This is a genomic window from Novosphingobium sp. KN65.2 (assembly GCF_001368935.1).
GTDB classification, from domain to species: Bacteria; Pseudomonadota; Alphaproteobacteria; order Sphingomonadales; family Sphingomonadaceae; genus Novosphingobium; species Novosphingobium mathurense.
The window spans coordinates 1-21,354 of sequence record NZ_CCBH010000175.1; the positions used below are offsets into that span (position 1 = coordinate 1).

Below are 21,354 nucleotides of genomic sequence, written 5' to 3' on the forward strand. Positions count from 1 at the left end.
CGGCCGTTACGGCCGGTGTGGGTTGGCCGGACGTCATGCCGCTTCGGGCGGACGCGCGTCGTCGTGCTCTGGGCGAGCAAGCTCGGCGAGGTCTTCGGGCAGGGGCTTGCCCTCCATCCGTGCCGCGAGCCGCATGTGCGCAAGCCGGGATTGGGGGATGCCATTCAACCGCCAGCTATGGACGGTTGAAATCGGGGCCTCGATCAGTTTGGCAGTCGCAGTGGTCCCGCCGAGATGATCGATCACAGCATTAGCGATGGTGTCCATGACGCGGGGTATGCGATAATCGGAAGTTTATCGCAACCTAAAACTTCCGATCTTCGCAATTGCGATAATCGGAATGACGTGTCCAATGATGTCATGACAGAAAAGCCCAAACTCCGTCCTGAGGCCGCCAACGTCTTTCGCCGACTGGACGAGCTTGGCCTGAAACAGCGAGATCTTGCTGCCGCGATTGGTATCGACGAGAACAAGATTTCGAAGATCAAAAGCGGCGAACGAGCCATCAAGGCGGCCGAGGTTCTCGACGCGCATAAGTGGTTCGATGAAATCGAAAGTCGCACATCGGTACGTGTGCGATCGGATACTCTGCCAACGGTTGATGTGACCCACGGTGACGGGCCGGTTCAACTCCGGGTGCTGGATCTTGATCTTGCCATGGGCGATGGCTCAAACATCGACGACTATGCGGAAGAGGGCACGATGGATTTCGATGCCGGTGTCTTGCGCAGGCTGACTCGCACTCCCGCTGATCGGTTGTTCGTTGCCCGCGGTTCCGGCGACAGCATGTTCCCGACACTGGTCAACGGAGACATGGTGTTGATCGACCCTCTGCAGCGCATACTCAACTTGCAAGATCGCATATGGGCGATCTCGCTCTTCGGGGCCGGCGGGATCAAGAGATTGCAGCCGGTGGGGCAGGGGCGCGTTGAGGTGATTTCAGATAATCCGATGCGGGAAAATAGGGTGGTCGATGCTCAGGACCTACAGATCCTCGGGCGCGTAATTTGGGTTGGACGGGAGGTCTGATGCGACTTGGACTTGTGATGGGTGTCGCCTCTGCAACCTTGTTGAGTGCAAGTGCTGGTGCTCAAACCATGAGGGTTGAAGTCAGTCCCCAACCTGGTGTTGAGGCAACTGTTGCGCCAGGTGAGCAAGTCTATTCTTACGCGAAAATATACGCGATTTCAGGGGCTAGGACCGATGCCGCTAGTAAGCCGGCTGGATGGTTCGGTCTTGGTGCACAGGACATCCCCGCAGGTACGAAGCTGGTGCCGGTGCAAACCAGCGCGCAATTCAAAGCATGCGTGCCTTACGACGGAACCTTCGAGCCGAAGGGGCCTTGCTTCCTTGATGATGATGGGGACGGCAACTTCGATCGCACAACACTGGACCCGCAAAAGCTTGCGACCAAACTCAAGGCGCCGCTGCCCTATTCTTCAACGGATCTGGAAGTCGAGCGCGAAGACAGCCTGCGCCGGGTGATACTCTATCAGGGTGCAACATCGGACAGCCTCAGGTTCTCCTATCGTGAATTCCATTTCGATCTCGCTCGTCCCGCGTTCACAGAAGAGTTGACGGTTCCGCGGGAGCAGTTCCCCGCGATGGTTCGTATCAAGAATATGCAGATCGAAGTGATGGCGGTTACCGGGCTGGGCCTGCGCTATCGCGTGGTCAGCATCGCCCCTTAAAGGTCGGCTATGTCATTGCCTCAACTTTCCCTCGCCGTTGTCGGTGCCGATTATGAGAACAAGCGTGGCCCGACGCGCCGCTTCGAGATTTCGATGTGTAAGCCAGGAGAGCCCATCGAGCTCAGGCTTGAGCCTGACAATCCCGCCGACCCGAGGGCTGTGGCAATTTATAGCACGCGCGGCATCCAGCTCGGATACGTCAATGCCGAACGGTGCGGCCGGATCGGGAAAATGATTCGAGAGGGTCGCATCGTCACCGCGGTCTTTCAGGAGGCGACAAGGTACGGCGCAGCGATTCGCGTCGCCTTCGATTCCGACTATCCGAAGCTGCCAGAACCCCAAGAAACCGTAGATCAGGAGCCAGATTGGTATCCCGACGAAGAGTGGCCGGACGACTGATATTCCGATAATCGCAACTTTTGTGTTGCGAGAGTTCCGATAATCGCATACTCAACTTCCGACAGGCACCCAGCCTGCTTCGGAGATGGCTATGCGTATCGCACCGCCGCCGGTTCAGTCCGGCGACCGCTTCACCGCTTCAAACATCGGCCCGGTCCCGGGCATCGACCCGGTAGATGGCTGGACCCTCTACAGCGCAGAACTCGAAGACAGCGACGGCTTCTGGAAGGACGAGTACATCGCTCGTGGTCCGGAACGTGACGTCCATCTCGACGTCAGCCGTAATCGCTTCACTCCCTCTCAGGATCGCTTCGCCTGGCTGGTGAAGCACGGCTTCCCGCGGCGCCCGAAGTTCGGGCCCTGGGATGACACCGACATCGAGCTCAGGATCTCGATGGAGCGCGCGGGGCTGGCGGCATGAAGGTTCCTGACCTTCACCCCCAGCTCCCCGAACTGGTTGTCGCCGCGATCATAACGGTCGGCGCCGCACTCATGTTCATGGGGGTGCTGTGATGCACCGCGTCCTCATCGCAGGCTCGACACTGCTTGGCCTCGCCTTCCTGATCGGTCTCGATCGCTTCGCGGCATGGCTGATGGAGACGGATTCCGCGCTGCGCGATCTCGTCCTCAGTCCGGCATTCACGGTGCTCGCCTTGGCTGGCGGCATCATGGTCGCATCCATCGCGGTCGTCGCCTTTGCAGCATTCATCTGTTCCGTGGGCGGTCCTGCGGGTCGCGGCGAGCCGGGAGGTCAATGATGGCCCCCGGCTCGCATAACCCCCGGTCCGGCGACGGCGCGCTGCCGCTGATCCTTCTCAGCATCGTCCTGTTCACAGGCTTCGTCAGCGGAGTGCCGTGGTGATGAACAAGTGGCGTTGGGAACCTGAAGACATCGCAATCTGTCTGCGATGCGACGAGCCCTGGATCGACATCGACACCAAGGCGCGCAAAGCCGGTCCGCTTTGCGGCTGCGTCGACCAGGTCGTGAAGGTTCAGGTCCATGGCGGCGTGACTTACCTGAAGTTCGCGCGTTGGCCCGGTTTCTTCGATGCGCGCGTCTTCGCCAAGATCGAACGGTTGAGCCCGCAGGAATATCGGGAATTCATCGACGTCCTTGCAGACGATGAAGTTCGCAAGGTGCAACGGTGAGCCGCTCCGAGATCATCTACGGCCGCGGCGGGCAGGGCGGGGCTTATCAGCCCGGTGTCGACGTCTCGATGCCGGTGGCTGGTTTCTACCGGATCCGTCTCCGTTCTGGGGCGGTGAAGGCGGCAATCCGCATCTGGTTCGGTCCGCCCCACGACCCCGTCACTGGCGAGATTCTGGACCGCTCCTATCGCTGGCAAGCAACTGCGAACGGTGAGCCTGTCGATTTCGACAGGGTATGGCCGGCATGCGCCAAGGATGTCCTGACCAAGCAGGAATATGACCACCTGATCGGCCGTCACAAGTGGGCTCGCGAGCATGCTCCGAAGAGCGCCTACGCCGACAACTCCCGAAAATACGACCCACTGAGCCGCGACACGCCGCTCCCGTTTTGACGCGAAAGGATCCACCCAGATGCCGATTAAGCAAGCAACCAAGCCAGCCGACGAATTCGATCTGCTTCCGGGTGAAAACCCCGTCAGCGCGCCCGCGGGCGTCGGCCATAACCGACCTCCGCTCGAAGAACTGATCCCGGCTGAATTCCGCGAAGAGTTGCTGCGCGACAATCCCGATTTTCTCCGCAAGTTCGACGAACTCGTCGATGCGTCCAACCGGGCTCGGGCGACCGATGATGATGAACTCAAGCGCTGCGGCAACTTGGTTAAATCGTACCGGGCGCTGATCGCGCGCATCAACGAAACCCACAAGATCGTGAAGCAGCCGTACCTTGATGGCGGTCGTCTCGTCGACAGCGAGAAGAACAGCCTCATTTCCCGGGTCGAAGCGGCCAAGAAGAAGGTTGAGGGCATCGGTGATGCCTACGTTGCCAAGAAGGATGCCGAGGAGCGCGCCGAGCGCGAACGCCTCGCAGCCGAACAGCGAGCAGCCGCAGAAGCAGCAGCCCAAGCGGAACGGGCTCGGCGTGAAGCTGAAGAGGAAGCTGCCCGGGCAGCGCGCGAGGCTGCAAGCGAAGAGGAACGTCAGGCCGCCGCTGAGCGGGCCGCACAAGCCGCTCGCGAAGCCGAGGAGGCTATGGCCGCTGCGGCCCTTGCACCTGCCGCGCCTGCAAAGGCCGAGCCGGTCCGTAGCGATGAGGGCGCCACCATCTCCGGCAGCAAGGAGTGGATGTCCGAAGTCGAGGATTACCCGAAGGCGTTCAAGATCGTGAAGGGCGACGCCAAAGTCCGTGAAGCCATCGACAAGGCCATCGCGAAACTCGTGAAGTCGACGAAGGGCCAGATGGAGATGCCCGGCGTGCGCATCTGGCCTGTCTCTAAGGCCAACTTCCGCTGATCCACCCCAAAATCAGGAGAGAGCCGATGCCTCGCCAGTATGTCGCTTGCAAGTTCCGGGCCAGCGATACCAGGTCCTACACCTATCACTATGACGGCGACGACACCCTCGTCCCCGGTGACGAAGTGAAGGTCGAAGACAATCGCAGCGATGGCTGGAAGCGCGTCTACGTCTGCGATGTCAACGACGATGCTCCGCCCTTCGACACTAAGCCCATCCTCGGGAAGATCGATCTTCCTGACGGCCCAAACCCGCTGTTTCCTGACGGCATCGCCGAGCAGTGACCCTCATTTCAACCGGAGTATCTTAACATGGTCGCCACCACCGCGCGCCAGCGCGCCATCGCCAACGAAAACCGCCAGATCGACGAAAGTCGTGACCGCGCCATCGCCGCCCGCGAAGCAGAGCAGCGCAAGCCGCGCAATGCCCTTGAGGCGATGGCTGGGCGCCTGAATGTCAGCGCCGGCTCGCTCAAGAACACGCTCCTTTCGACCGTCTTCAAGGAATGCCGCAATGACGAGGAGTTCGTTGCGCTTTGCCTGGTCGCAAACGAGTACAAGCTGAACCCGCTCCTCAAGGAAATCTATGCCTTCCCGGCTAAGGGCGGCGGCATCACTCCCATGGTCTCGGTCGATGGCTGGATCCGGATGATGAACGAGCATCCGGAATTCGACGGCATCGAGTTCGATTATCATGCCGATGCGAACGGCGAGATCGAAGCCATCGAGTCCATCATCTTCCGCAAGGACCGAGCGCACCCGGTCAAGACGATCGAGTATCTCGACGAGTGCAAGGGCAACACCGGACCTTGGAACAAGTCGCCGCTGCGCATGCTGCGCCACCGAGCGCTGATCCAGGGCGCCCGTATCGCCTTCGGCTTTTCCGGGATCAACGCCGACATCGAGGACAGCGATTTTCAGAATGTCACGGTTCTCGATGCGACGCCGAAGACGCTCCCAAGCGCTAAGTCGCTGGCCGAAGAACTCGACGACGGCATCCCTGACTTCGACAAGCGCGGCGAACATGTCGACGAGGAAACCGGCGAGGTCCTCGATCACGACAGCCGCGGCATGACCGAAGTCGATGAGGATACAGCGCGCCAGCTCGACGCCGGCGATGACGCCAACGACGGGACCTTCGACGAGGAAGAGAACCCCACCGCCGAGGAAGGCCCGACGCAGGAGCAGCGCCGCGCGGAACCCGCCGAGGAAGAAGAACCGGCTTGGGTCAAGGTGGTGCGCGGCACCCGCGGCAGTATCGCGTCGGCCAAGACCGTGCAGGCGATCGATGCGATCGAGCGCGACTGGCTGAACAAGGTTCGCCCCGGTGTGCCGGATCAGGCCGCGATCCGTGAGGTCGAGCAGCAGATCACGGCGAAGAAGAAGGCCTTCAAGGCCAAGGCGGAGGGCTGACGGTATGCGCTCCATTATCCTTGGACAGTCCGCTGGGCAGCTTGCTGCCGCGATTGCCGCCAGCATGGCGGACTCCGGCCCGATCATGATCCCGGCGAGCTATGGATCTGGCGTTCGTCGCTACGAGACCCGGCGCCACCGGGGCTGGATCCCCGCCAACATCAATCGTTGGACCGGGAGGCCGCACGAACACAAGCGCGAAATCGCGCGCCGCCTGCGCCAGGCAGGGAGGGCAGGGGCATGAGCACTCTTCCTCCGGAATGGCGGGCTCAGATCAAGGAACAGTACCTGGGGATTGGTGCCAGTGCGGTCGAGGCAGATCAGATCATCGATCTGGCTTCGCACGCGGTTGACCAGGCAATCGACGCCATCTCGCGGGTCGCCGACAGCGCCGGCGACGACATCGGTCTCAATGTCCTGCCCTTGGCCTGTCAGTTGATGGCGATGCGCTGTGAAGGTGCATACCAGGTCATGGAAAGCACCATGCTCAACAAGGGTGATGCGTCGATGACGACTTTCACGCTGAACCCGCTTCCTATGGGGGAGTGCTGAGCATGCAGCAGAGCCCTGAAACCTTCCTGCGTTCGACGCGCACCGTCCTGACCGCCCATGCCGAAGCCTTCCAGGTCATGCTCTACCGTTCTGACGACGGTGAAGAGGCATGGTTCTGGAACAGCCGCGACGGCGTCACCCCGTTCGGTACCGTGATCGATGGCAAGATGTACCGCCATGCCATGGGCGACTACGTCCCCAGCTACATGGGGGCGCTTCCGGACAAGGCGCAGTACGTCTGGGTCACATATACGCCGGAGACCTGGCGCGCCCTCCACACCGCGAAGTTCGAGACCATGTCTCAGCTCGAAGACGAGTACGGCGAGCACTTCCGCGCGCAGTTTCCGAACCTCGAAGTCTGGCTGTCGGCGGTCCCGTTCGAACACGGCCAGCCGCATCAACTCACTCGGGAGAAGTTCTTGGCAACTACCCCTGAGTGGATGGGGAAGGCCTGAGCCATGTATGCGGAGATCGATTACGGCTACGGCACGGCGCAGATCTGGGGCGACTTCGATGCGTCCAGCGTCGAGCGCTTCTTCATGCAGCATGCCAACCAATGCTTCGGCATCCGGAAGTCCATCGCGAAGGTCGAGATGACCCTGATCGGTGAGAAGCCGTTGCCGATGCCGTGGGCCGATCTCCGCGATGCATCCACCGTCCTCAAGCATTCCGGCGGCGACACGATCGTCTGGAACTCCAAGGGCGAGAAAATCAAATCGGAGTGGGACTGATGACCGAACAGGTTCGCAAGTCGCTGCAGCAGATGAAGGCCGAGTACGATCAGGACCGGCACCTCTACGGCAAGGTTTTCCATCACTACAAGTCGGGCGACGACTTCCAGCTTCTCTTCCCGGTTTGGTCCGAGGACACGAACGAGAAGACGGCGGTGTTCGTGCTCTGCGCGATGCCTTGGCTCAAGTTCGAGCGCCCCTTCAGCGTCTTCAAGGAGACATTTGTCGAAGGGCCCGCCGAGGCCGTGCGGGAGAAGGCTGATGTCTGACACCACCCTGATCAACACTGTCGCCGACCTTCCCGAAGGTGACTATGCCATCGTCGAAGCGCTGGGCCATCGCACCCTTGTCGGCCGCGTCGACGAAATCGAGCGCTTCGGCACCAAGATGCTGCAGGTCGAGGCCCTGTTCGGACAGGTCATGCTGGGCCCGGTCCTCCTCGGTGGGGGCTCGATCTACCAGTTCACGCCTTGCGATGCGGCCACGGCCTACGCGCGTCGGCCGAAGCACATGTACCAGCTCCCGGCCAGTGTCGCCGCGACGGTGCCGCCGATTGCGCTGCCTTCGAACGAGGAGATGCCTTCGTTTTTGGCGGATGTCGAAAGTACGCCGGGGGTGGATCACGATCCTGACTGCTCTTGCGTCGATTGCGTGGGGTTTTGACGATGACCCACGAAACGACCGACAGCGCGCTCGCTGACGCCATCTGGTGGTTTCACGGCTTCAAGGCCGCGGCGCAGGCCAGCGACGCCATGTGTGATCCGACGCGCGACCTCGGCACAAAGCTACGCAATGCTCGCGACTGGCTTTCCGGCCTGGCGCGCGGTGAAAGCCGCTTCCTCGGGCTCAATGAGCGGGAGCATGCAATCGTCCTGACCGAGCATGAGTTCGAGGTCATCATGGATGGCCTTCGCGGAACCGCCGAAGAGATGGCTGAGGCACGCGAGAAGAGCATGGCGATCTACCGAAGGTTCCAGGCCGAGCAGCGGGAACGGGCGAACACGGAGGTGCCGTTCTGATGTCTGGCCAAACCGAGACCACCTCAGGCGCTCAGTGCCCTGCCTGCAAGTACGTCAACGACATGCCGTTCGAGTGTCTTCGCGACCACTGGCAGGATCTGGACTGCGACCGCTGCGGACAGGCGCTTGAGTTCAGGGGCGTCTCGTGTCCCGACACGACATGGGAATTCGAGATCCATACCCGCACCGTTGTCGCGTCGGTTCAAGCAGTGGAGTTGGCTCATGGCCGATAAGGGAATCATCTTCAGCGCGCCTATGATCCGCGCTCTCCTGGACGGCCGGAAGACGCAGACGCGGCGGCTCTGTGCTTGGGCGAACAACCCCAACAGCCCCGCGTTAAGCTACATCGTCGCGTGCGATGAGCCGGGTTGGTTCGGTGACGAAGAGGGGGAGGTTCAGTTCCGTGTTCCCTACGCCCCTGGCGACCGGCTCTATGTCCGGGAAGCGCACTACTTCAACCACTATGAGTACGCAGACAGGCGGGCTCCGAAGGAGCGGCCTGCCGACCTCACAGACGAGTACATTTGCTACTGTGCAACGGAAGACGATTGCGAAATCCAGAACGAGGCGCGGTGGCGTCCCTCGATCCACATGCCCCGCTGGGCCTCGCGCATGTTCCTCGCAGTCACCGATGTTCGCGTGCAGCGGTTGCAGGAAATCAGCGAGGACGATGCGATCGCGGAAGGGATCGAGCCTGTCGATTATCAGGGCGACCGTGGGTGGAAGTCCTACGAGACGTATCCTGACGGCTCGCCGCATCCTCACGCAACCGTGCCTAATCGCCTTGCCCGGCGCAGTTTCGAAGAACTTTGGAACAGCCTCCATACCACCGAGGGCGAGCGCTGGGATGACAATCCGTGGATCGTCGCCGTCAGTTTCGACGTGCATCACAGAAACATCGATGCGGAGAAGGCAGCATGACCAAGCCCTTCGCCATCTCGACGCCGGACCCGCTGTTCGATCCGAAGCAGCCGGTGACGGTCAATGGTTACCGCTACGTGCCGGACCAGCCTTCAATATCGGTCCTTCATGACGGACGCCCGCGCGTCTCGGCCGAGGAGGCGATTGAGATCTGGCGTCTGATCGAACGTCTGACCGACGGGGAGGGCGATACAGTCAACGTCCTGTGCCCGAACCCGGATTTCAACGGACAGCCCAACTACGCGATCGAATGCAACGGTGCGTGGACGGACTGGATCGAAATGCGTGTAGCCGCTGATCGACAGATCGATTGTTTCCGTAAGGCGGTGGCCGCGATGGAGGCGCTCAATGGCTAAGCACACCCACACGACCTTCTCATGCGACCGCTGCAAGGCCGATCTCGGTGATGAGCAGCCGCGCCGCAATCAGCAATCTCTGGTCAACGCCTGTTTCAATTGGCGGGAAGGTCCAGGACCAAATTTCAATTGGATCGACCTCTGCGATTCCTGCGACGCTGCAGTGAAAGCATTCTTCCTGACATCGGCAACCGACCTGGCGCCGACGCAATCGGAAATGCGCGATGCTCGCGTCTGGTGGGCCGAGGTCTCCTCTTACGTCAACAGGGACATGGCCGGCTACATCATGGTCCGAGCCCGCCGGATGCTCGAAGGCTGGAAGCCATGAACCCGCCCAACCCCATCCCGCTCGACAATGAGGCCCGCAACGGCCGCTATCAGCTCGTTCTCAGGCCCGGCGGCGCCTTCACCCTGGCACGCTGGCTCGACGGTGCATTCCGGTGCTCGAGCGGCAACGCGATCGATTTCGAGCCGACATACTACCAGCCGGGCAAGGATCACACAGGAATGCTTGAGCGAAAGGAGACTACAGGTTCCCCGGCATTCCTCCCCGACCGCAATGGTGCGGCTTCAGGACGCGCCGAGGGCAGCGTGGGGACAGCCCTCCAAGTTTCCGAGGTTCCCAGAGATGCCGCATCGGCATCCAACAGAGGAGGCCACGATGTAGACCGCAGCGCGGAGCGCGCTCCCCGTAACCATTCCGAAGAGGGGCGGCGCGATGTTTCGTGTCGCCCCCATAACGAGGGCTAGGTGTCATGACCGCTCCTGCCTCCTTCAAGCAAGCCGACGTAGCCCGCCTCATTCGTGGGGCGCTTAAGGCTGGCTGCAAGGAGGAGATGATTCGGTTGACAGTCTCGCCCGATGGAACGCTTTCTTTGGCCATCCAGCGCCCGGCGGAGAATGACGACGAGCGCGATTCTTCATGGGATGATGCTTGATGGCTAAGACTGAGAAGCTTCCGAAATACGTCAGTAGCTTCGTCGATAACCGCGGAAAGCGACGTTATCGATTCCGCAAAGCTGGATGCAAGAACGGCTATTTCGAGGACCATCCCAACAGCGTGAAGGGCCGCGCCGAGTATGATGCATTCCTAGCATCGGAAGTGGCGTCTGCCGTCGAGCGAAAGCCAATGGTCACAGGTTCGATCGATCATTTGATCAGCCTGTACTACCCATCAACGGATTTTCGCGGAAACGCTGCGGAAACGAGCCTGGCTAAGCGCCGAGCAGTGATCGAAGCTTTCCGCGCCGAGCACGGCCACCGGACGGTCAAGGGCGCGTCATTTATCAATCTCGACAAGTACATTGCCAAGATCGCTAAGGGCTGGACCGACGAAAAGGGCCGGGCACATGGCGGCGCATTTGCCGCTGAGACGGCGCGAAAGCAGCTCCGAGGCCTTTTCAAGTTCGCGGTCAAGATATCCATGCGGCCTGATAATCCCATGGATCATGTCAACTATCGGCCCAAGAAGACGCCTGGCTTCCATAGCTGGACCGAGTCCGAGATCGAGCAATATCGAGATCGTTGGCCGCTTGGCACGAAACAGCGACTCGCCATGGAGATCGGACTGTGGACTGGAAAGCGTCGTAACGATGCGATTCGGATGGGGCCGCAGCACATCGAAGGCGGCGAACTGATCGGCCGTGATACCAAGACCGGCAAGTCATGGGTCTTGCCGATCGCTCCGCAATTGCAGGCGGCGATCGATGCCATGCCGAAGGGACATCATCTCTGCTTCGTGCCAAGTGACCGTGGCCGCCCCTACAGCGCCGCTTCATTCGGCAACATGTTTCGCGTCTGGTGCGACGAGGCCGGTCTTGAGCATTGCTCGTTCCATGGTCTCAGAAAGGCGATCAGTAGACGTGCTGCCGAGGAAGGAATTGGCAACGCCGGCATCAAATCGATCACGCTGCACAGCCGCGATGAGGAGGTTTCGCTCTACGTTGCTGCAGCCGATCAGAAGCGGCTTTCGAAGGACGCGATTTCACGCATCAGCCAGGCAGAAGTGTCTAGCGCCGCCTCGCGCAAAGTGTCTAGCAAGTAGGAGAACGGCGGAAATGCGCCACTTTCAGAAGGTAGTGGCTCCCCGAGTAGGATTCGAACCTACGGCCATTCGATTAACAGTCGAATGCTCTACCGCTGAGCTATCGGGGAGCAGCCCTGCAGTGTCTCCACCGCGGGGCAGGGGTGCGCCTATAAGCGGCACTGATTGGGTTGGCAAGCCCGGGGCGCAGGAAATTTTGACAAAATTTTCGCGCCCTTGTTTTCCTGCGGGTCAGACCTGGAACTGTTCGGCGAAGATCCGCTCTTCCAGCGTGTAGCCGGGGTCGAACAGGATCGTCAGTTCCTTCTCGGTCGCTGCACGGATTCGTACCGACTGGACCTCGCGCACTTCCTTCTGGTCGGCGACGGCGGCGACGGGGCGCTTTTCCGGTTCGCGAATCCGGAACTCGACCTCGGCGCTTTCGGGCAGGATTGCGCCTTTCCACCGGCGCGGGCGGAAGGGGCTGATCGGCGTCAGTGCCATCATGCGCGAGCCGAGCGGCAGAATCGGTCCGTTGGCCGAGAGGTTGTAGGCCGTGGATCCCACAGGCGTTGCCACCAGGATGCCGTCGCCTGCCAGTTCGTCCATGCGCACCCGACCGTTGATGCGCACTTCCAGCTTCGCGGTCTGGCGCGTTTCGCGCAGCATCGAGACTTCGTTGATGGCGTAGTAGCTGAATTCCTTGCCCGAACGGTCCACCGCGTCCATGCGCAGCGGGCTGACGGGGACGGGGTGCGCTTCTGCGACCCGCTTGGCGATCTGCTGTTGCCCGTGCGGGTGGTTCATCAGGAAACCCACGGTGCCAAGATTTAATCCGTAGCAGGGCTTCAGCCAGTCCCTGTCCAGCATTTCGTGCAGGACATGAAGCAGGAAGCCATCTCCGCCCAGGACCACGAGGATGTCCGCCTCCTCCGGCGAAACCCAGTTGTGCGAGTTGCGCAAGGTGTCGGCCCCGGCCTGCGCCTTGGCGCTGTTCGAGACCACGAGGGCAAGCTTCGGTTCGCTACTCAAGGAATGTTCCCCCATATTCCATCTGCCCGGGATCGGGGCGGGTGTTGCCCGAGTTGCTGGGGCTGAAAAATTTTGAACGGTTTGGCAAGGGCTTTGCGCTAAGGCTGCACGTCATGGGTGGCATACAGCAAGGGCTGGCATTGAGCGGGGCACGAGGTATCGAGGCGCGTCTGACCGGGATTCCCGGTCTGGAAGTCGTGCGCGAGCGAATTGAACTTTGGCGTGCCGATGGAGCATGCGGTCCGCAGCACGCCCATGTCCACGCCCTGTTGCTGGGGCTGCGGCGGCTCGACGCGATCAATATCGCCTATGGCGCAGCGGCCGGAGACGGCGCGTTGGAGGAAGTTGCTTCGCGAATCAGCCACTTTGCGGAAGACGAACTGGACGGCGCCTGGATGGTGGCACGGGCCGGGGGCGGCACGTTCCTGCTGATCGCCAACGAGGCGTGCAGCCGCGAGCGCTGGCAGCTTTTCGCAGACCAGCTTGCCGAAGCCATCGCGCGCCCGATTGCGGTGCCGTCGGGCGTGCTGCGCCTGTCTCCCCGGATCGCGCTGATTCGGGCTCTCGATGACGAGAGCGTGGATTCGATGCTCGACCGGCTCGGCCATGCGCTGCAGGGCGTGCACGAACAGCAGAGTGGTCGCCTCGCCTGGGCCGACGGAGAAGTCACGCCACCGGGCCGCTCGGGCGCGCAGCTCGAGGCCGACCTGCTCGGTGCCATCGACCGCGATGAAATCGAAATCCTGTTCCAGCCCCAGTTCAGCCTGAAAGACGACCGTCTGACCGGTGCCGAGGCGCTGGCGCGCTGGAACCATCGCGAACTCGGCCGTATCGGCGCCGGGGCGCTGTTTTCCATTGCCGAGCGCGCCGACCACGTGGCACCGCTTTCGCGCCATATCGCCCACAAGGCACTCGCTGCTGCCCGCAACTGGTCCGGCGACCTGCGCCTTTCGATCAACGTCACGCCGGCCGATCTCGCTTTTGGCAGTTACGTGCGCCAGATGCTCGACCTTGTCCGTGAGAGCGGCTTTCCCTTGCGCCGCCTGACGCTGGAGGTGACCGAGCAGGCGATGATCAGTGACGTAACCCTGGCCGCGCAGACGATGGCCGAGTTCTCTTCGCAGGGAATCCGCATTGCGCTCGATGACTTCGGGGCGGGATTCTGCAACTTCCGCTACCTCAAGGTCCTGCCGATCCACTACCTCAAGCTCGACCGTTCGATGATCGAAGGCGTCGCCAGCGACAAGCGTGACGTAGCCGTGCTACGCGCGATCGTGGCCATGGCCGAGGCGCTCGACCTCAAAGTGATCGCCGAGGGGATCGAGGAGGAAGCCCAGCGCGAAGTCGCGGCGAAGGAAGGCTGCGCCTACTATCAGGGCTTCCTGCGCGCACAGCCGATGAGCGCAGCGATGTTCGAGAAACTGGCGCGCGCGGCGGGCTGATCGCCCGCTGCAAAGCCGTCAGCCCTTCCGGGCGACGGCGCTGAGGCCCTTGGTCAGCTGGAACAGGCCGTTGAGGCGCGAATTGGGATCGCCCCAGGCACGCGTGAGGACAAGCTTGTTGTCCGGGCGCAGCTTGACCGTGCCCTGCAGCCTTTCGGCATAGGCAATAAGACCGGCAGGATTGGGGAAGCTGTCGTTGTGGAAGCTGACCAGCGTGCCGCGCGCGCCGACGTCGATCTTGGCGATATGCGCCTCGATGGCCTGTCGCTTGATCTCGATGAGCTTGATGAGGTTGATCGTCGGCTGCGGCAGGGCGCCGAAGCGGTCGATCATTTCGGCGGAGAGCGATTCGATCTCCTGCTGGCTCTCGGCATCGTTGAGGCGGCGATAGAGCGCCATGCGCACCGCGAGATCGGGGACGTAGTCGTCCGGGATCATGATCGGCGCATCGACGGTGATCTGCGGGCTGAGGCCCGAGGTGTCCTTCTCCAGCCCGACGCCGCCCGCGCGCGCGGCCATGATCGCGTCTTCCAGCATCGACTGGTAGAGTTCGAAACCGACTTCGCGGATGTGCCCGGACTGCTCGTCGCCCAAGAGGTTGCCCGCCCCGCGAATGTCGAGATCGTGGCTGGCGAGCTGGAAGCCTGCGCCCAGGCTGTCGAGATCGCCCAGCACCTTGAGACGCTTTTCGGCGACTTCCGACAGCGCGGTGTTCGCAGGCGTGGTCAGGTAGGCATAGGCGCGCAGTTTAGAGCGCCCGACGCGGCCGCGAAGCTGGTAGAGCTGGGCGAGGCCGAAGCGGTCGGCGCGGTGGATGATGATCGTGTTGGCGCGCGGAATGTCGAGCCCGGATTCGACGATCGTCGTCGAAAGCAGGACTTCGTACTTGCCCTCGTAGAAGGCGCTCATGCGCTCTTCCACTTCGCCAGCGCTCATCTGGCCGTGCGCAGTGATGCACTTCACTTCGGGAACGTGCTTGTGCAGCCAGTCCTCGACTTCGGCCATGTCCGAAATTCGAGGGACGACGATGAAGCTCTGCCCGCCGCGATGGTGCTCGCGCAGCAGCGCCTCGCGCATCACCATGTCGTCCCATTCCATCACGTAAGTGCGCACCGCAAGGCGGTCGACCGGCGGGGTCTGGATGGTGGAAAGCTCACGCAGACCCGACATGGCCATCTGCAGCGTGCGCGGGATCGGCGTTGCGGTGAGCGTCAGGACGTGGACGTCGGTACGAAGCTGCTTGAGCTTCTCCTTGTGATTGACGCCGAAGCGCTGTTCCTCGTCGACGATGACGAGGCCGAGGCGCTTGAACTGGACCGACTTCGACAGGATCGCGTGGGTGCCGCAGACGATGTCCACGGTGCCTGAGGCGAGGCCCTCACGCGTGGTGCGCGCTTCCTTTTCGGGAACGAGACGCGAGAGGCGACCGACGTTGAGCGGGAAGCCCGCGAAACGCTCGGCGAAACCGGAAAAGTGCTGGCGCGCGAGCAGCGTGGTCGGTGCGACGACGGCAACCTGCTGCCCGGCCATGGCGGCAACGAAAGCGGCACGCAACGCGACCTCGGTCTTTCCGAAGCCCACGTCGCCGCAGACGAGGCGGTCCATCGGCTTGCCCGCGGCAAGGTCTTCCAGGACGTCGGAAATCGCGTTGTCCTGGTCTTCGGTCTCCTGCCAGGGGAAGCGGTCGACGAACTGGTCGTAGGCGGATCCCTCCGGAATCATCGCCGGGGCTTGTCGCAAGGCGCGCGCGGCGGCGGTTTTCATCAGCTCGCCGGCGATCTCCTGGATGCGTTCCTTGAGGCGGGCACGGCGCTTCTGCCAGGCTTCGCCGCCCAGCTTGTCGAGCATGACGCCCTCGCTCTCGCTGCCGTAGCGCGAGAGGACGTCTAGGTTCTCGACCGGGATGTAGAGCTTGTCGCCGCCGGCATAGGTCAGCATCACGCAGTCGTGCGGGGACTGGCCGACCGGGATCGACTGCAGGCCCTCGTAGCGGCCGATGCCGTGATCCATGTGGACGATCAGGTCGCCGGGCGTCAGCGCAGCCAGTTCGGCCAGGAAGGCGTCGGAGTCCTTCTTGCGCTTCTTGCGGCGCACGAGGCGGTCGCCGAGGATGTCCTGCTCGGTGATGACCTCCAGGGTGTCGTTCGCAAAGCCGGTTTCGAGCGGAAGCACCAGCGCGGCCGAGCGGCCCTGTACGGCCAGGCCCAGCGCTTCCTGCCAGGTATCGGCGAGACGCGGTTCCGGACCCCACTTGTTGGTCTGGCTCGCTTCGCCGAGGATCGAGACGAGCCGCGCGCGGCTGCCGGTCGAATAGGCGGCGAGGATCGGCTTGCGTCCGGACTTGCCGACGGCGTGGAGATGCTTTGCCGCCGCTTCGTAGGCATTGTCGCCGCGCGCGCGTTCGGGCGTGAAGTCGCGGGCATTGGCAAAGCCGAAGTCGATGATCTTGCTGCCTTCGGGCTTGGCGAAGGGATCGGCACGGTGGACCGGGAAGCCGGACAGCGCCTGCTCCAGTTCCTCGCCGCCGAGGTAAAGCGAATCGATCGACAGCGGGCGATAGCTTCCCGCCTTCTGTCCCGAAGTATCGAGGCGCGCCTTGTGATAGTCGGCGATATCGCCGAGCCGCTCTTCGGTCGCGCCAATGGCGGAAGTGTCGGCAACGATCAGGTCGTCGTCCGACAAGTGGTCGAACAGGCTGACGAGGCGTTCCTCGAACAGCGGAAGCCAGTGCTCCATGCCCGCGAGGCGGCGTCCGTCACTGACCGCCTGGTAGAGCGGGTCGGCTGTGGCATGGGCGCCGAACATTTCTCGGTAACGGCTGCGGAAGCGCTTGACCGTATCGTCGTCCAGCAGGGCTTCGCTGGCAGGCACGAGCAGGTGCTCGGGGATGGTGCCGGTGGAGCGCTGGGTGCCCGTATCGAAGAGGCGCAGCGTTTCAAGCTCGTCCCCGAAGAAGTCGAGGCGCAGACCGCCGTCCAGGCCCGAAGGCACTATGTCGAAGATCGACCCGCGCACGGCGAATTCGCCCGCGTCGATCGCGGTATCGGTGCGCTGGTAGCCCTGGCGGCGCAGCAGGCCGATCAGGCTTTCGTGGCCGATTTCCATGCCCGGCTTGATCAGGCGGACCGATTCCCGGATGCGGAACGGGGTGAGGACGCGCTGGAGCACGGCATTGGCGGTAGTGACCAGCAGTTGCGGTCCGCTGCGCTTCGCCTGTAGCCGGTAGAGCGCCGCAAGCCGTCGTGCGCTCACCGACAGGGCCGGACTGGCGCGGTCGTAGGGCAGGCAGTCCCATGCCGGGAATTCGACGACGTCGAGTTCGGGCGCGAAGAACTTCGCTGCCTCGGCAATCGCGCTCATCGCCGCTTCGTTGTCGGCGATGAAGACGGCGCGTCCTTTTGCCGCGCGGGCGAGGTCGGCCATCACGAGCGGCTGCGCGCCGCGCGTTACCGCGGCGAGGGTGAGGGGCGTCGTGGCCGAGAGTAGTCGCTGGAAATCGGGCATGGCGGGAAGCGCGGCTGATAAGGGGTCGGCAGGGAATTTCAATCTTGTTGATAGTTGCTGGGCCGAACTTGGTGCCGCATCGCGACGGGACTAGGCAGGAGAGAACGATGATCGACAGGCAATTGGTCGGCCGGCGCGCGCTGGTTACGGGAGCATCGAGCGGGCTGGGGCGGCATTTCGCCCGCGTGTTGGCGGGGGCCGGTGCGCAAGTCGTGCTCGCCGCGCGGCGTCAGGATGCGCTCGAGCAGCTTGCCGGCGAGATTGTCCGGGACTTCGGTGTCGCGGCCGTGCCTGTGGCGCTCGACGTGACCGACGGCGAAAGCGTACGCAGCGCAGTCGAGCAGGCCGGGGACATCGATATCCTGGTCAACAATGCCGGCGTTTCGAAGGCAGTGGGGATACTCGACTGCGAAGAAGCCGACTTCGACTTCATCATGGATGCCAACCTGCGCGGCGCGTTCCTCGTCGCGACTGCGACAGCACGCGGAATGCGCGACCGCGGGAAGGGCGGCGCCATCGTCAACGTCGCATCCATCCTCGGCCTGAGGCAGGGCGGACAACTGGCGGCCTATGCGATGTCGAAGGCCGGCATCGTGCAGATGACGCGGCAGATGGGGCTGGAACTGGCGCGCTACGGCATTCGCGTGAATGCGCTGGCGCCGGGGTATTTCGCTACCGCGATGAACAGCGATTTCCTCGCCAGCCCGGCGGGAGAGGCCCTTGCCAAACGCATCCCGCAACGTCGCTTCGGGGAGTTCGAGGACCTCGATGGCCCGTTGTTGCTGATTTGCTCCGATGCCTCACGCTACATGACCGGCGTCGTCATTCCGGTCGACGGCGGGCACGTCGTTTCGTCCCTGTAGCCGCACGGCAGGCAGTTCAGTTCAGGTCAGGTCAGGTCAGGTCAGCGCGGGATCTCAACGTAGTCGAGCTTCATCATGCGCTCGAGCATGGGCCCGCGGTATTCCATGGGGATAGTCTGGGTGCCAAGCGCCCAGGCCATGATGTCGACGTCCTCTTCCTCGATGATCTTCTCGAAAAGGTCGAGCTCGGCTTCGGACCAGGTATGGTGGAAACGGTCGAAGAAGCAGCCGATCATGTAATCGGCTTCGCGCGTTCCGCGATGCCAGGCGCGAAACTTCATGCGCGCGAGACGGGGCGAGAGTTCGGAAGCGTTTTCGTCGGCCATGACAGCGCCGTTACGCGACGGCGCTGTCATGAGCAAGTGGGGCCGGGGCCCCGGGGCTCAGTCGTGCAGGGCGCGCACGATCTCTGCTGGCGGGCGTCCGGTCATCGTCTTGGCCACTTCGCCGACCAGCACCTGCTTGAGTTCCTTGTGATAGTGGCGGCGCATTTCGCCCAGCGAGCGCGGATCGGCGACGACGATCAGCTGGTCGATCTCCCGCTCAAGCACCTGACGGTTGAGCCAGTCGGTCACTGCCGCGACGTGGGCGCGCTCGTCGAGCGAGTCGTTGCTGGGGTCTCCGGTTCGGGCCTTGTGGCGCGATCCGGCATCGTGTTCACGCGCGCCTGCGCTGAAATTGGTGGGTTCCAGTTCGGGAACCGTCAACGCCGTGAGCCGTGGCTCGGCTTCGATTCCGGAGTTGCGATAAAGCTCGAACTTCTCGCCGTCGACGATAGCGAACACGGTTCCGTTGGGCAAAAGCATCCGATTCTCCTTTTCCGGTCATGCCTGTAAGGCCAACAACGCTGTCCCCATCCCTGTTCCCTGGCGTCTGGCGAAACGCTTCAGTCTCGCGCTAAGAGGCTCCTCATGAGGCCTGAAGCGCTCAATTCCCTGTTCGTCGAAGTCGATGCTCTCGACGGTGTCGGTCCGAAACTGCGTCGTCCGCTTGAAAAGCTCGGACTCACGCGGATCAGGGACCTTGCATACCACTTGCCCGACCGGTTCGTCGAGCGTCGCGCGGTCGAGAATCTCGACGATGCGGGGGTGGGCGAAAACATCATCGTCGCCCTGAACGTGCGCGAGCACCGGGCATCTGCCGGCAGGGGGCCGTTCCGGGTCATCGCCGAGGACGTGGCGGGCAATATCTGCACGCTCACCTACTTCGGGCGCGCCTCGTACACTGCGCGCAAGCTGCTGCCGGTGGGAGAGACGCGCTGGATCGCAGGCCGCCTCGACCAGTATGGGCAGATGCTGCAGATCGTGCATCCCGAACATGTCGCGCAAAGCGGGCAGGCGCTGCACGGCCAACTGTGCGAGGCGGTCTATCCGCTGTCCGAGGGGCTGACGCAGGGGCGCGTATCCGGGCTGGTGCAGCAGGCGCTCAAAGTCCTGCCGGAAATGCCTGAATGGATCGAGCCGGGACTGCTCGGGAAGATGAAGTGGCCCGTCTGGCGCGAGGCCCTGCTGGCAGCGCACAAGGGGGTGAATGGCCCTGCGCGCGACCGTCTGGCCTATGACGAACTGCTCGCCAATGCGCTGGCGCTGATGCTTGTGCGCGAAAGCAACCGCGCGCAGTCCGGTTCGCCGCTGGCGGGGGACGGTTCGCTGCGCGCGAAGTTGCGGCTGCCTTTCGAGCTGACCGGGGCGCAGAAGCGCTCGATCGGCGAGATCGAGGGCGATGTTGCACAGAAGTCGCCGATGCTGCGCCTGCTGCAGGGCGACGTGGGCTCGGGCAAGACCGTGGTTGCCCTCTCGTCGATGCTGATCGCGGTCGAAGCGGGGGCACAGGCGGCGCTGCTGGCCCCCACTGAAATTCTGGCTCGCCAGCACCATGAAACCTTGTCGCGCATGGCGCAGGGCACCGGCGTCGAGATTGCCCTGCTCACCGGACGCGACAAGGGCAAGGCGCGCGAATCGATCCTGATGGGGTTGATCGACGGCTCCATCGATATCGTCGTAGGCACCCACGCGATCTTCCAGGATACCGTTTCCTACAAGAACCTCGCGCTGGTGGTGATCGACGAGCAGCACCGCTTCGGCGTCGGGCAGCGCCTGATGCTGGCGCGCAAGGGGCGGCGCACGCCGCATACCCTGGCGATGACCGCCACGCCGATCCCGCGCACGCTGACGCTGGCGCAGTATGGCGAGATGGAAGTTTCGCGGCTGGACGAACTGCCGCCCGGACGTCAGGCGATCGACACGCGCGTGGTTTCGGTCGAGCGAATTGACGATGTCGTCGGTGCCATTGTCCGCCATCTGGAGACCGGGCAACAGGCCTATTGGGTCTGCCCGATGGTGCGCGAAAGCGAGAGCGACGACCTTGCCGCCGCCGAGGCGCGCTATGCCTCGCTAAAGGAGCGGTTCGGGGAGGACGTCGTCCTTGTCCACGGCCAACTCAAGCCCGAGGCCAAGGACGCGGCGATGGAGCGCTTCGCGAGCGGCGAGGCCAAAGTGCTGGTGGCGACGACGGTGATCGAAGTCGGCGTCGACGTGCCCAATGCCACGCTGATGGTGATCGAGCAGGCCGAGCGTTTCGGGCTGGCGCAGCTCCACCAGCTTCGCGGCCGTGTCGGGCGTGGCAGCGAGAAATCGACCTGCCTGCTGCTGCGCGGGCAACAGCTCAGCGAAACCGCACGCCAGCGCCTGGCCCTGATGCGCGAGACACAGGACGGCTTTCGGCTGGCCGAGGAGGACCTGGAACTGCGCGGTGGCGGTGAGTTGCTCGGCACGCGTCAGTCCGGCGACACGCCGTTCCGTCTTGCCACGCTGGAGCAGATCCAGAAATTGCTGCCGCTGGCGCATGACGATGCCAGGCTGCTGATCGAGCGCGACGGCGGCCTGTCGGGTGCGCGCGGCGAAGCGGCGCGACTGCTGCTCTACCTGTTCGAGCGCGATTGGGGCGTGCAACTGTTGCGCGGCGGTTAAA

At 62.9% G+C, this 21,354-nt stretch carries 32 protein-coding genes and 1 tRNA gene; 27 read left to right on the forward strand and 6 right to left on the reverse strand.

Features of this window, described 5'->3' with window-relative positions; all coding sequences use genetic code 11:
- Window positions 1-33: 33 nt before the first annotated feature.
- Window positions 34-267 (reverse strand): carph-isopro domain-containing protein, encoded by a 234-nt coding sequence (locus SPHV1_RS25070; protein ID WP_054947327.1) that lies wholly within the window; start codon window positions 265-267, stop codon window positions 34-36.
- 78 nt (window positions 268-345) lie between these two features.
- On the opposite strand from SPHV1_RS25070, the gene SPHV1_RS17540 reads away from it, so the two are divergent.
- From SPHV1_RS17540 to SPHV1_RS17650, 24 genes are all read left to right on the forward strand, one after another.
- Entirely contained in the window at window positions 346-1,029 is a 684-nt protein-coding gene (locus SPHV1_RS17540) for a LexA family transcriptional regulator (RefSeq protein WP_197277742.1), read from the forward strand.
- Complete coding sequence (locus SPHV1_RS25075) at window positions 1,029-1,691, forward strand: hypothetical protein (RefSeq protein ID WP_156367377.1); 663 nt, start codon at window positions 1,029-1,031, stop codon at window positions 1,689-1,691. The genes SPHV1_RS17540 and SPHV1_RS25075 overlap by 1 nt, the downstream gene beginning before the upstream one ends.
- A gap of 15 nt (window positions 1,692-1,706) precedes the next feature.
- The gene (locus tag SPHV1_RS17550; protein ID WP_231634726.1) at window positions 1,707-2,090 is read left to right on the forward strand and encodes an HIRAN domain-containing protein; all 384 of its coding nucleotides are present in this window, start codon (window positions 1,707-1,709) and stop codon (window positions 2,088-2,090) included.
- A 91-nt stretch (window positions 2,091-2,181) separates the two neighbouring features.
- Window positions 2,182-2,511 (forward strand): hypothetical protein, encoded by a 330-nt coding sequence (locus SPHV1_RS17555; RefSeq protein ID WP_054947331.1) that lies wholly within the window; start codon window positions 2,182-2,184, stop codon window positions 2,509-2,511.
- Between the two features lie 91 nt (window positions 2,512-2,602).
- Window positions 2,603-2,848: a hypothetical protein gene (locus tag SPHV1_RS17560; protein ID WP_054947332.1), complete on the forward strand. Its 246-nt coding sequence runs from the start codon at window positions 2,603-2,605 to the stop codon at window positions 2,846-2,848.
- Window positions 2,849-2,951: 103 nt separating this feature from the next.
- A complete protein-coding gene (locus tag SPHV1_RS17565; protein ID WP_054947333.1) occupies window positions 2,952-3,239 on the forward strand; it encodes a hypothetical protein in 288 nt (95 codons plus the stop codon).
- Window positions 3,236-3,631, forward strand: coding sequence for a hypothetical protein (locus SPHV1_RS17570; RefSeq protein ID WP_054947334.1), 396 nt, complete (start codon window positions 3,236-3,238; stop codon window positions 3,629-3,631). Before SPHV1_RS17565 ends, SPHV1_RS17570 begins: the two co-directional genes overlap by 4 nt.
- Before the next feature lie 19 nt (window positions 3,632-3,650).
- Window positions 3,651-4,529, forward strand: coding sequence for a hypothetical protein (locus SPHV1_RS17575; protein ID WP_054947335.1), 879 nt, complete (start codon window positions 3,651-3,653; stop codon window positions 4,527-4,529).
- A gap of 26 nt (window positions 4,530-4,555) precedes the next feature.
- Entirely contained in the window at window positions 4,556-4,813 is a 258-nt protein-coding gene (locus SPHV1_RS17580; protein WP_054947336.1) for a hypothetical protein, read from the forward strand.
- 27 nt (window positions 4,814-4,840) lie between these two features.
- A complete protein-coding gene (locus SPHV1_RS17585) occupies window positions 4,841-5,941 on the forward strand; it encodes a RecT family recombinase (RefSeq protein WP_054947337.1) in 1,101 nt (366 codons plus the stop codon).
- A gap of 4 nt (window positions 5,942-5,945) precedes the next feature.
- A complete protein-coding gene (locus SPHV1_RS17590) occupies window positions 5,946-6,185 on the forward strand; it encodes a hypothetical protein (protein ID WP_054947338.1) in 240 nt (79 codons plus the stop codon).
- Window positions 6,182-6,493 carry a hypothetical protein gene (locus tag SPHV1_RS17595; protein ID WP_054947339.1) on the forward strand — a complete coding sequence of 104 codons (312 nt, stop codon included), beginning with the start codon at window positions 6,182-6,184 and terminating at the stop codon, window positions 6,491-6,493. The genes SPHV1_RS17590 and SPHV1_RS17595 overlap by 4 nt, the downstream gene beginning before the upstream one ends.
- Window positions 6,494-6,495: 2 nt before the next feature.
- On the forward strand, window positions 6,496-6,948 hold the full coding sequence (locus SPHV1_RS17600; RefSeq protein ID WP_156367378.1) for a hypothetical protein: 453 nt from the start codon (window positions 6,496-6,498) through the stop codon (window positions 6,946-6,948).
- A 3-nt stretch (window positions 6,949-6,951) separates the two neighbouring features.
- A complete protein-coding gene (locus SPHV1_RS17605; protein WP_054947341.1) occupies window positions 6,952-7,224 on the forward strand; it encodes a hypothetical protein in 273 nt (90 codons plus the stop codon).
- Window positions 7,224-7,493 carry a hypothetical protein gene (locus tag SPHV1_RS17610; protein WP_054947342.1) on the forward strand — a complete coding sequence of 90 codons (270 nt, stop codon included), beginning with the start codon at window positions 7,224-7,226 and terminating at the stop codon, window positions 7,491-7,493. The genes SPHV1_RS17605 and SPHV1_RS17610 overlap by 1 nt, the downstream gene beginning before the upstream one ends.
- The gene (locus SPHV1_RS17615) at window positions 7,486-7,887 is read left to right on the forward strand and encodes a hypothetical protein (protein ID WP_054947343.1); all 402 of its coding nucleotides are present in this window, start codon (window positions 7,486-7,488) and stop codon (window positions 7,885-7,887) included. The genes SPHV1_RS17610 and SPHV1_RS17615 overlap by 8 nt, the downstream gene beginning before the upstream one ends.
- A 2-nt stretch (window positions 7,888-7,889) precedes the next feature.
- Window positions 7,890-8,243 (forward strand): hypothetical protein, encoded by a 354-nt coding sequence (locus SPHV1_RS17620; protein WP_054947344.1) that lies wholly within the window; start codon window positions 7,890-7,892, stop codon window positions 8,241-8,243.
- On the forward strand, window positions 8,243-8,476 hold the full coding sequence (locus SPHV1_RS25080; protein ID WP_156367379.1) for a hypothetical protein: 234 nt from the start codon (window positions 8,243-8,245) through the stop codon (window positions 8,474-8,476). The genes SPHV1_RS17620 and SPHV1_RS25080 overlap by 1 nt, the downstream gene beginning before the upstream one ends.
- A complete protein-coding gene (locus SPHV1_RS17625; RefSeq protein WP_156367380.1) occupies window positions 8,466-9,164 on the forward strand; it encodes a hypothetical protein in 699 nt (232 codons plus the stop codon). The genes SPHV1_RS25080 and SPHV1_RS17625 overlap by 11 nt, the downstream gene beginning before the upstream one ends.
- Window positions 9,161-9,520, forward strand: coding sequence for a hypothetical protein (locus tag SPHV1_RS17630; RefSeq protein WP_054947346.1), 360 nt, complete (start codon window positions 9,161-9,163; stop codon window positions 9,518-9,520). The genes SPHV1_RS17625 and SPHV1_RS17630 overlap by 4 nt, the downstream gene beginning before the upstream one ends.
- A complete protein-coding gene (locus tag SPHV1_RS17635) occupies window positions 9,513-9,848 on the forward strand; it encodes a hypothetical protein (RefSeq protein ID WP_054947347.1) in 336 nt (111 codons plus the stop codon). The genes SPHV1_RS17630 and SPHV1_RS17635 overlap by 8 nt, the downstream gene beginning before the upstream one ends.
- A complete protein-coding gene (locus tag SPHV1_RS17640; protein WP_054947348.1) occupies window positions 9,845-10,270 on the forward strand; it encodes a hypothetical protein in 426 nt (141 codons plus the stop codon). Before SPHV1_RS17635 ends, SPHV1_RS17640 begins: the two co-directional genes overlap by 4 nt.
- A 5-nt stretch (window positions 10,271-10,275) precedes the next feature.
- Entirely contained in the window at window positions 10,276-10,458 is a 183-nt protein-coding gene (locus tag SPHV1_RS17645) for a hypothetical protein (RefSeq protein ID WP_054947349.1), read from the forward strand.
- Entirely contained in the window at window positions 10,458-11,564 is a 1,107-nt protein-coding gene (locus tag SPHV1_RS17650) for a tyrosine-type recombinase/integrase (protein WP_054947350.1), read from the forward strand. Before SPHV1_RS17645 ends, SPHV1_RS17650 begins: the two co-directional genes overlap by 1 nt.
- Window positions 11,565-11,599: 35 nt before the next feature.
- Here SPHV1_RS17650 and SPHV1_RS17655 read toward each other — a convergent pair.
- Window positions 11,600-11,674: transfer RNA gene (locus SPHV1_RS17655), tRNA-Asn, on the reverse strand.
- Between the two features lie 121 nt (window positions 11,675-11,795).
- Window positions 11,796-12,590: an NAD kinase gene (locus tag SPHV1_RS17660; protein WP_054947351.1), complete on the reverse strand. Its 795-nt coding sequence runs from the start codon at window positions 12,588-12,590 to the stop codon at window positions 11,796-11,798.
- A 98-nt stretch (window positions 12,591-12,688) separates the two neighbouring features.
- Here SPHV1_RS17660 and SPHV1_RS17665 point away from each other — a divergent pair, with 98 nt between their 5' ends.
- The gene (locus tag SPHV1_RS17665) at window positions 12,689-14,017 is read left to right on the forward strand and encodes an EAL domain-containing protein (protein WP_054947352.1); all 1,329 of its coding nucleotides are present in this window, start codon (window positions 12,689-12,691) and stop codon (window positions 14,015-14,017) included.
- 18 nt (window positions 14,018-14,035) lie between these two features.
- Here SPHV1_RS17665 and mfd read toward each other — a convergent pair whose 3' ends face one another.
- A complete protein-coding gene (gene mfd, locus SPHV1_RS17670) occupies window positions 14,036-17,521 on the reverse strand; it encodes a transcription-repair coupling factor (protein ID WP_054947353.1) in 3,486 nt (1,161 codons plus the stop codon).
- 107 nt (window positions 17,522-17,628) lie between these two features.
- Between mfd and SPHV1_RS17675 the strand changes: the two genes are divergently transcribed.
- Window positions 17,629-18,384: an SDR family NAD(P)-dependent oxidoreductase gene (locus SPHV1_RS17675; protein ID WP_054947354.1), complete on the forward strand. Its 756-nt coding sequence runs from the start codon at window positions 17,629-17,631 to the stop codon at window positions 18,382-18,384.
- Between the two features lie 41 nt (window positions 18,385-18,425).
- Here SPHV1_RS17675 and SPHV1_RS17680 read toward each other — a convergent pair whose 3' ends face one another.
- Window positions 18,426-18,710 carry a succinate dehydrogenase assembly factor 2 gene (locus SPHV1_RS17680; RefSeq protein ID WP_054947355.1) on the reverse strand — a complete coding sequence of 95 codons (285 nt, stop codon included), beginning with the start codon at window positions 18,708-18,710 and terminating at the stop codon, window positions 18,426-18,428.
- A gap of 57 nt (window positions 18,711-18,767) precedes the next feature.
- Window positions 18,768-19,190: a host attachment protein gene (locus tag SPHV1_RS17685; protein WP_054947356.1), complete on the reverse strand. Its 423-nt coding sequence runs from the start codon at window positions 19,188-19,190 to the stop codon at window positions 18,768-18,770.
- Between the two features lie 105 nt (window positions 19,191-19,295).
- Here SPHV1_RS17685 and recG point away from each other — a divergent pair, with 105 nt between their 5' ends.
- Window positions 19,296-21,353, forward strand: coding sequence for an ATP-dependent DNA helicase RecG (gene recG, locus SPHV1_RS17690; RefSeq protein WP_054947357.1), 2,058 nt, complete (start codon window positions 19,296-19,298; stop codon window positions 21,351-21,353).
- Window position 21,354 lies beyond the last annotated feature (1 nt).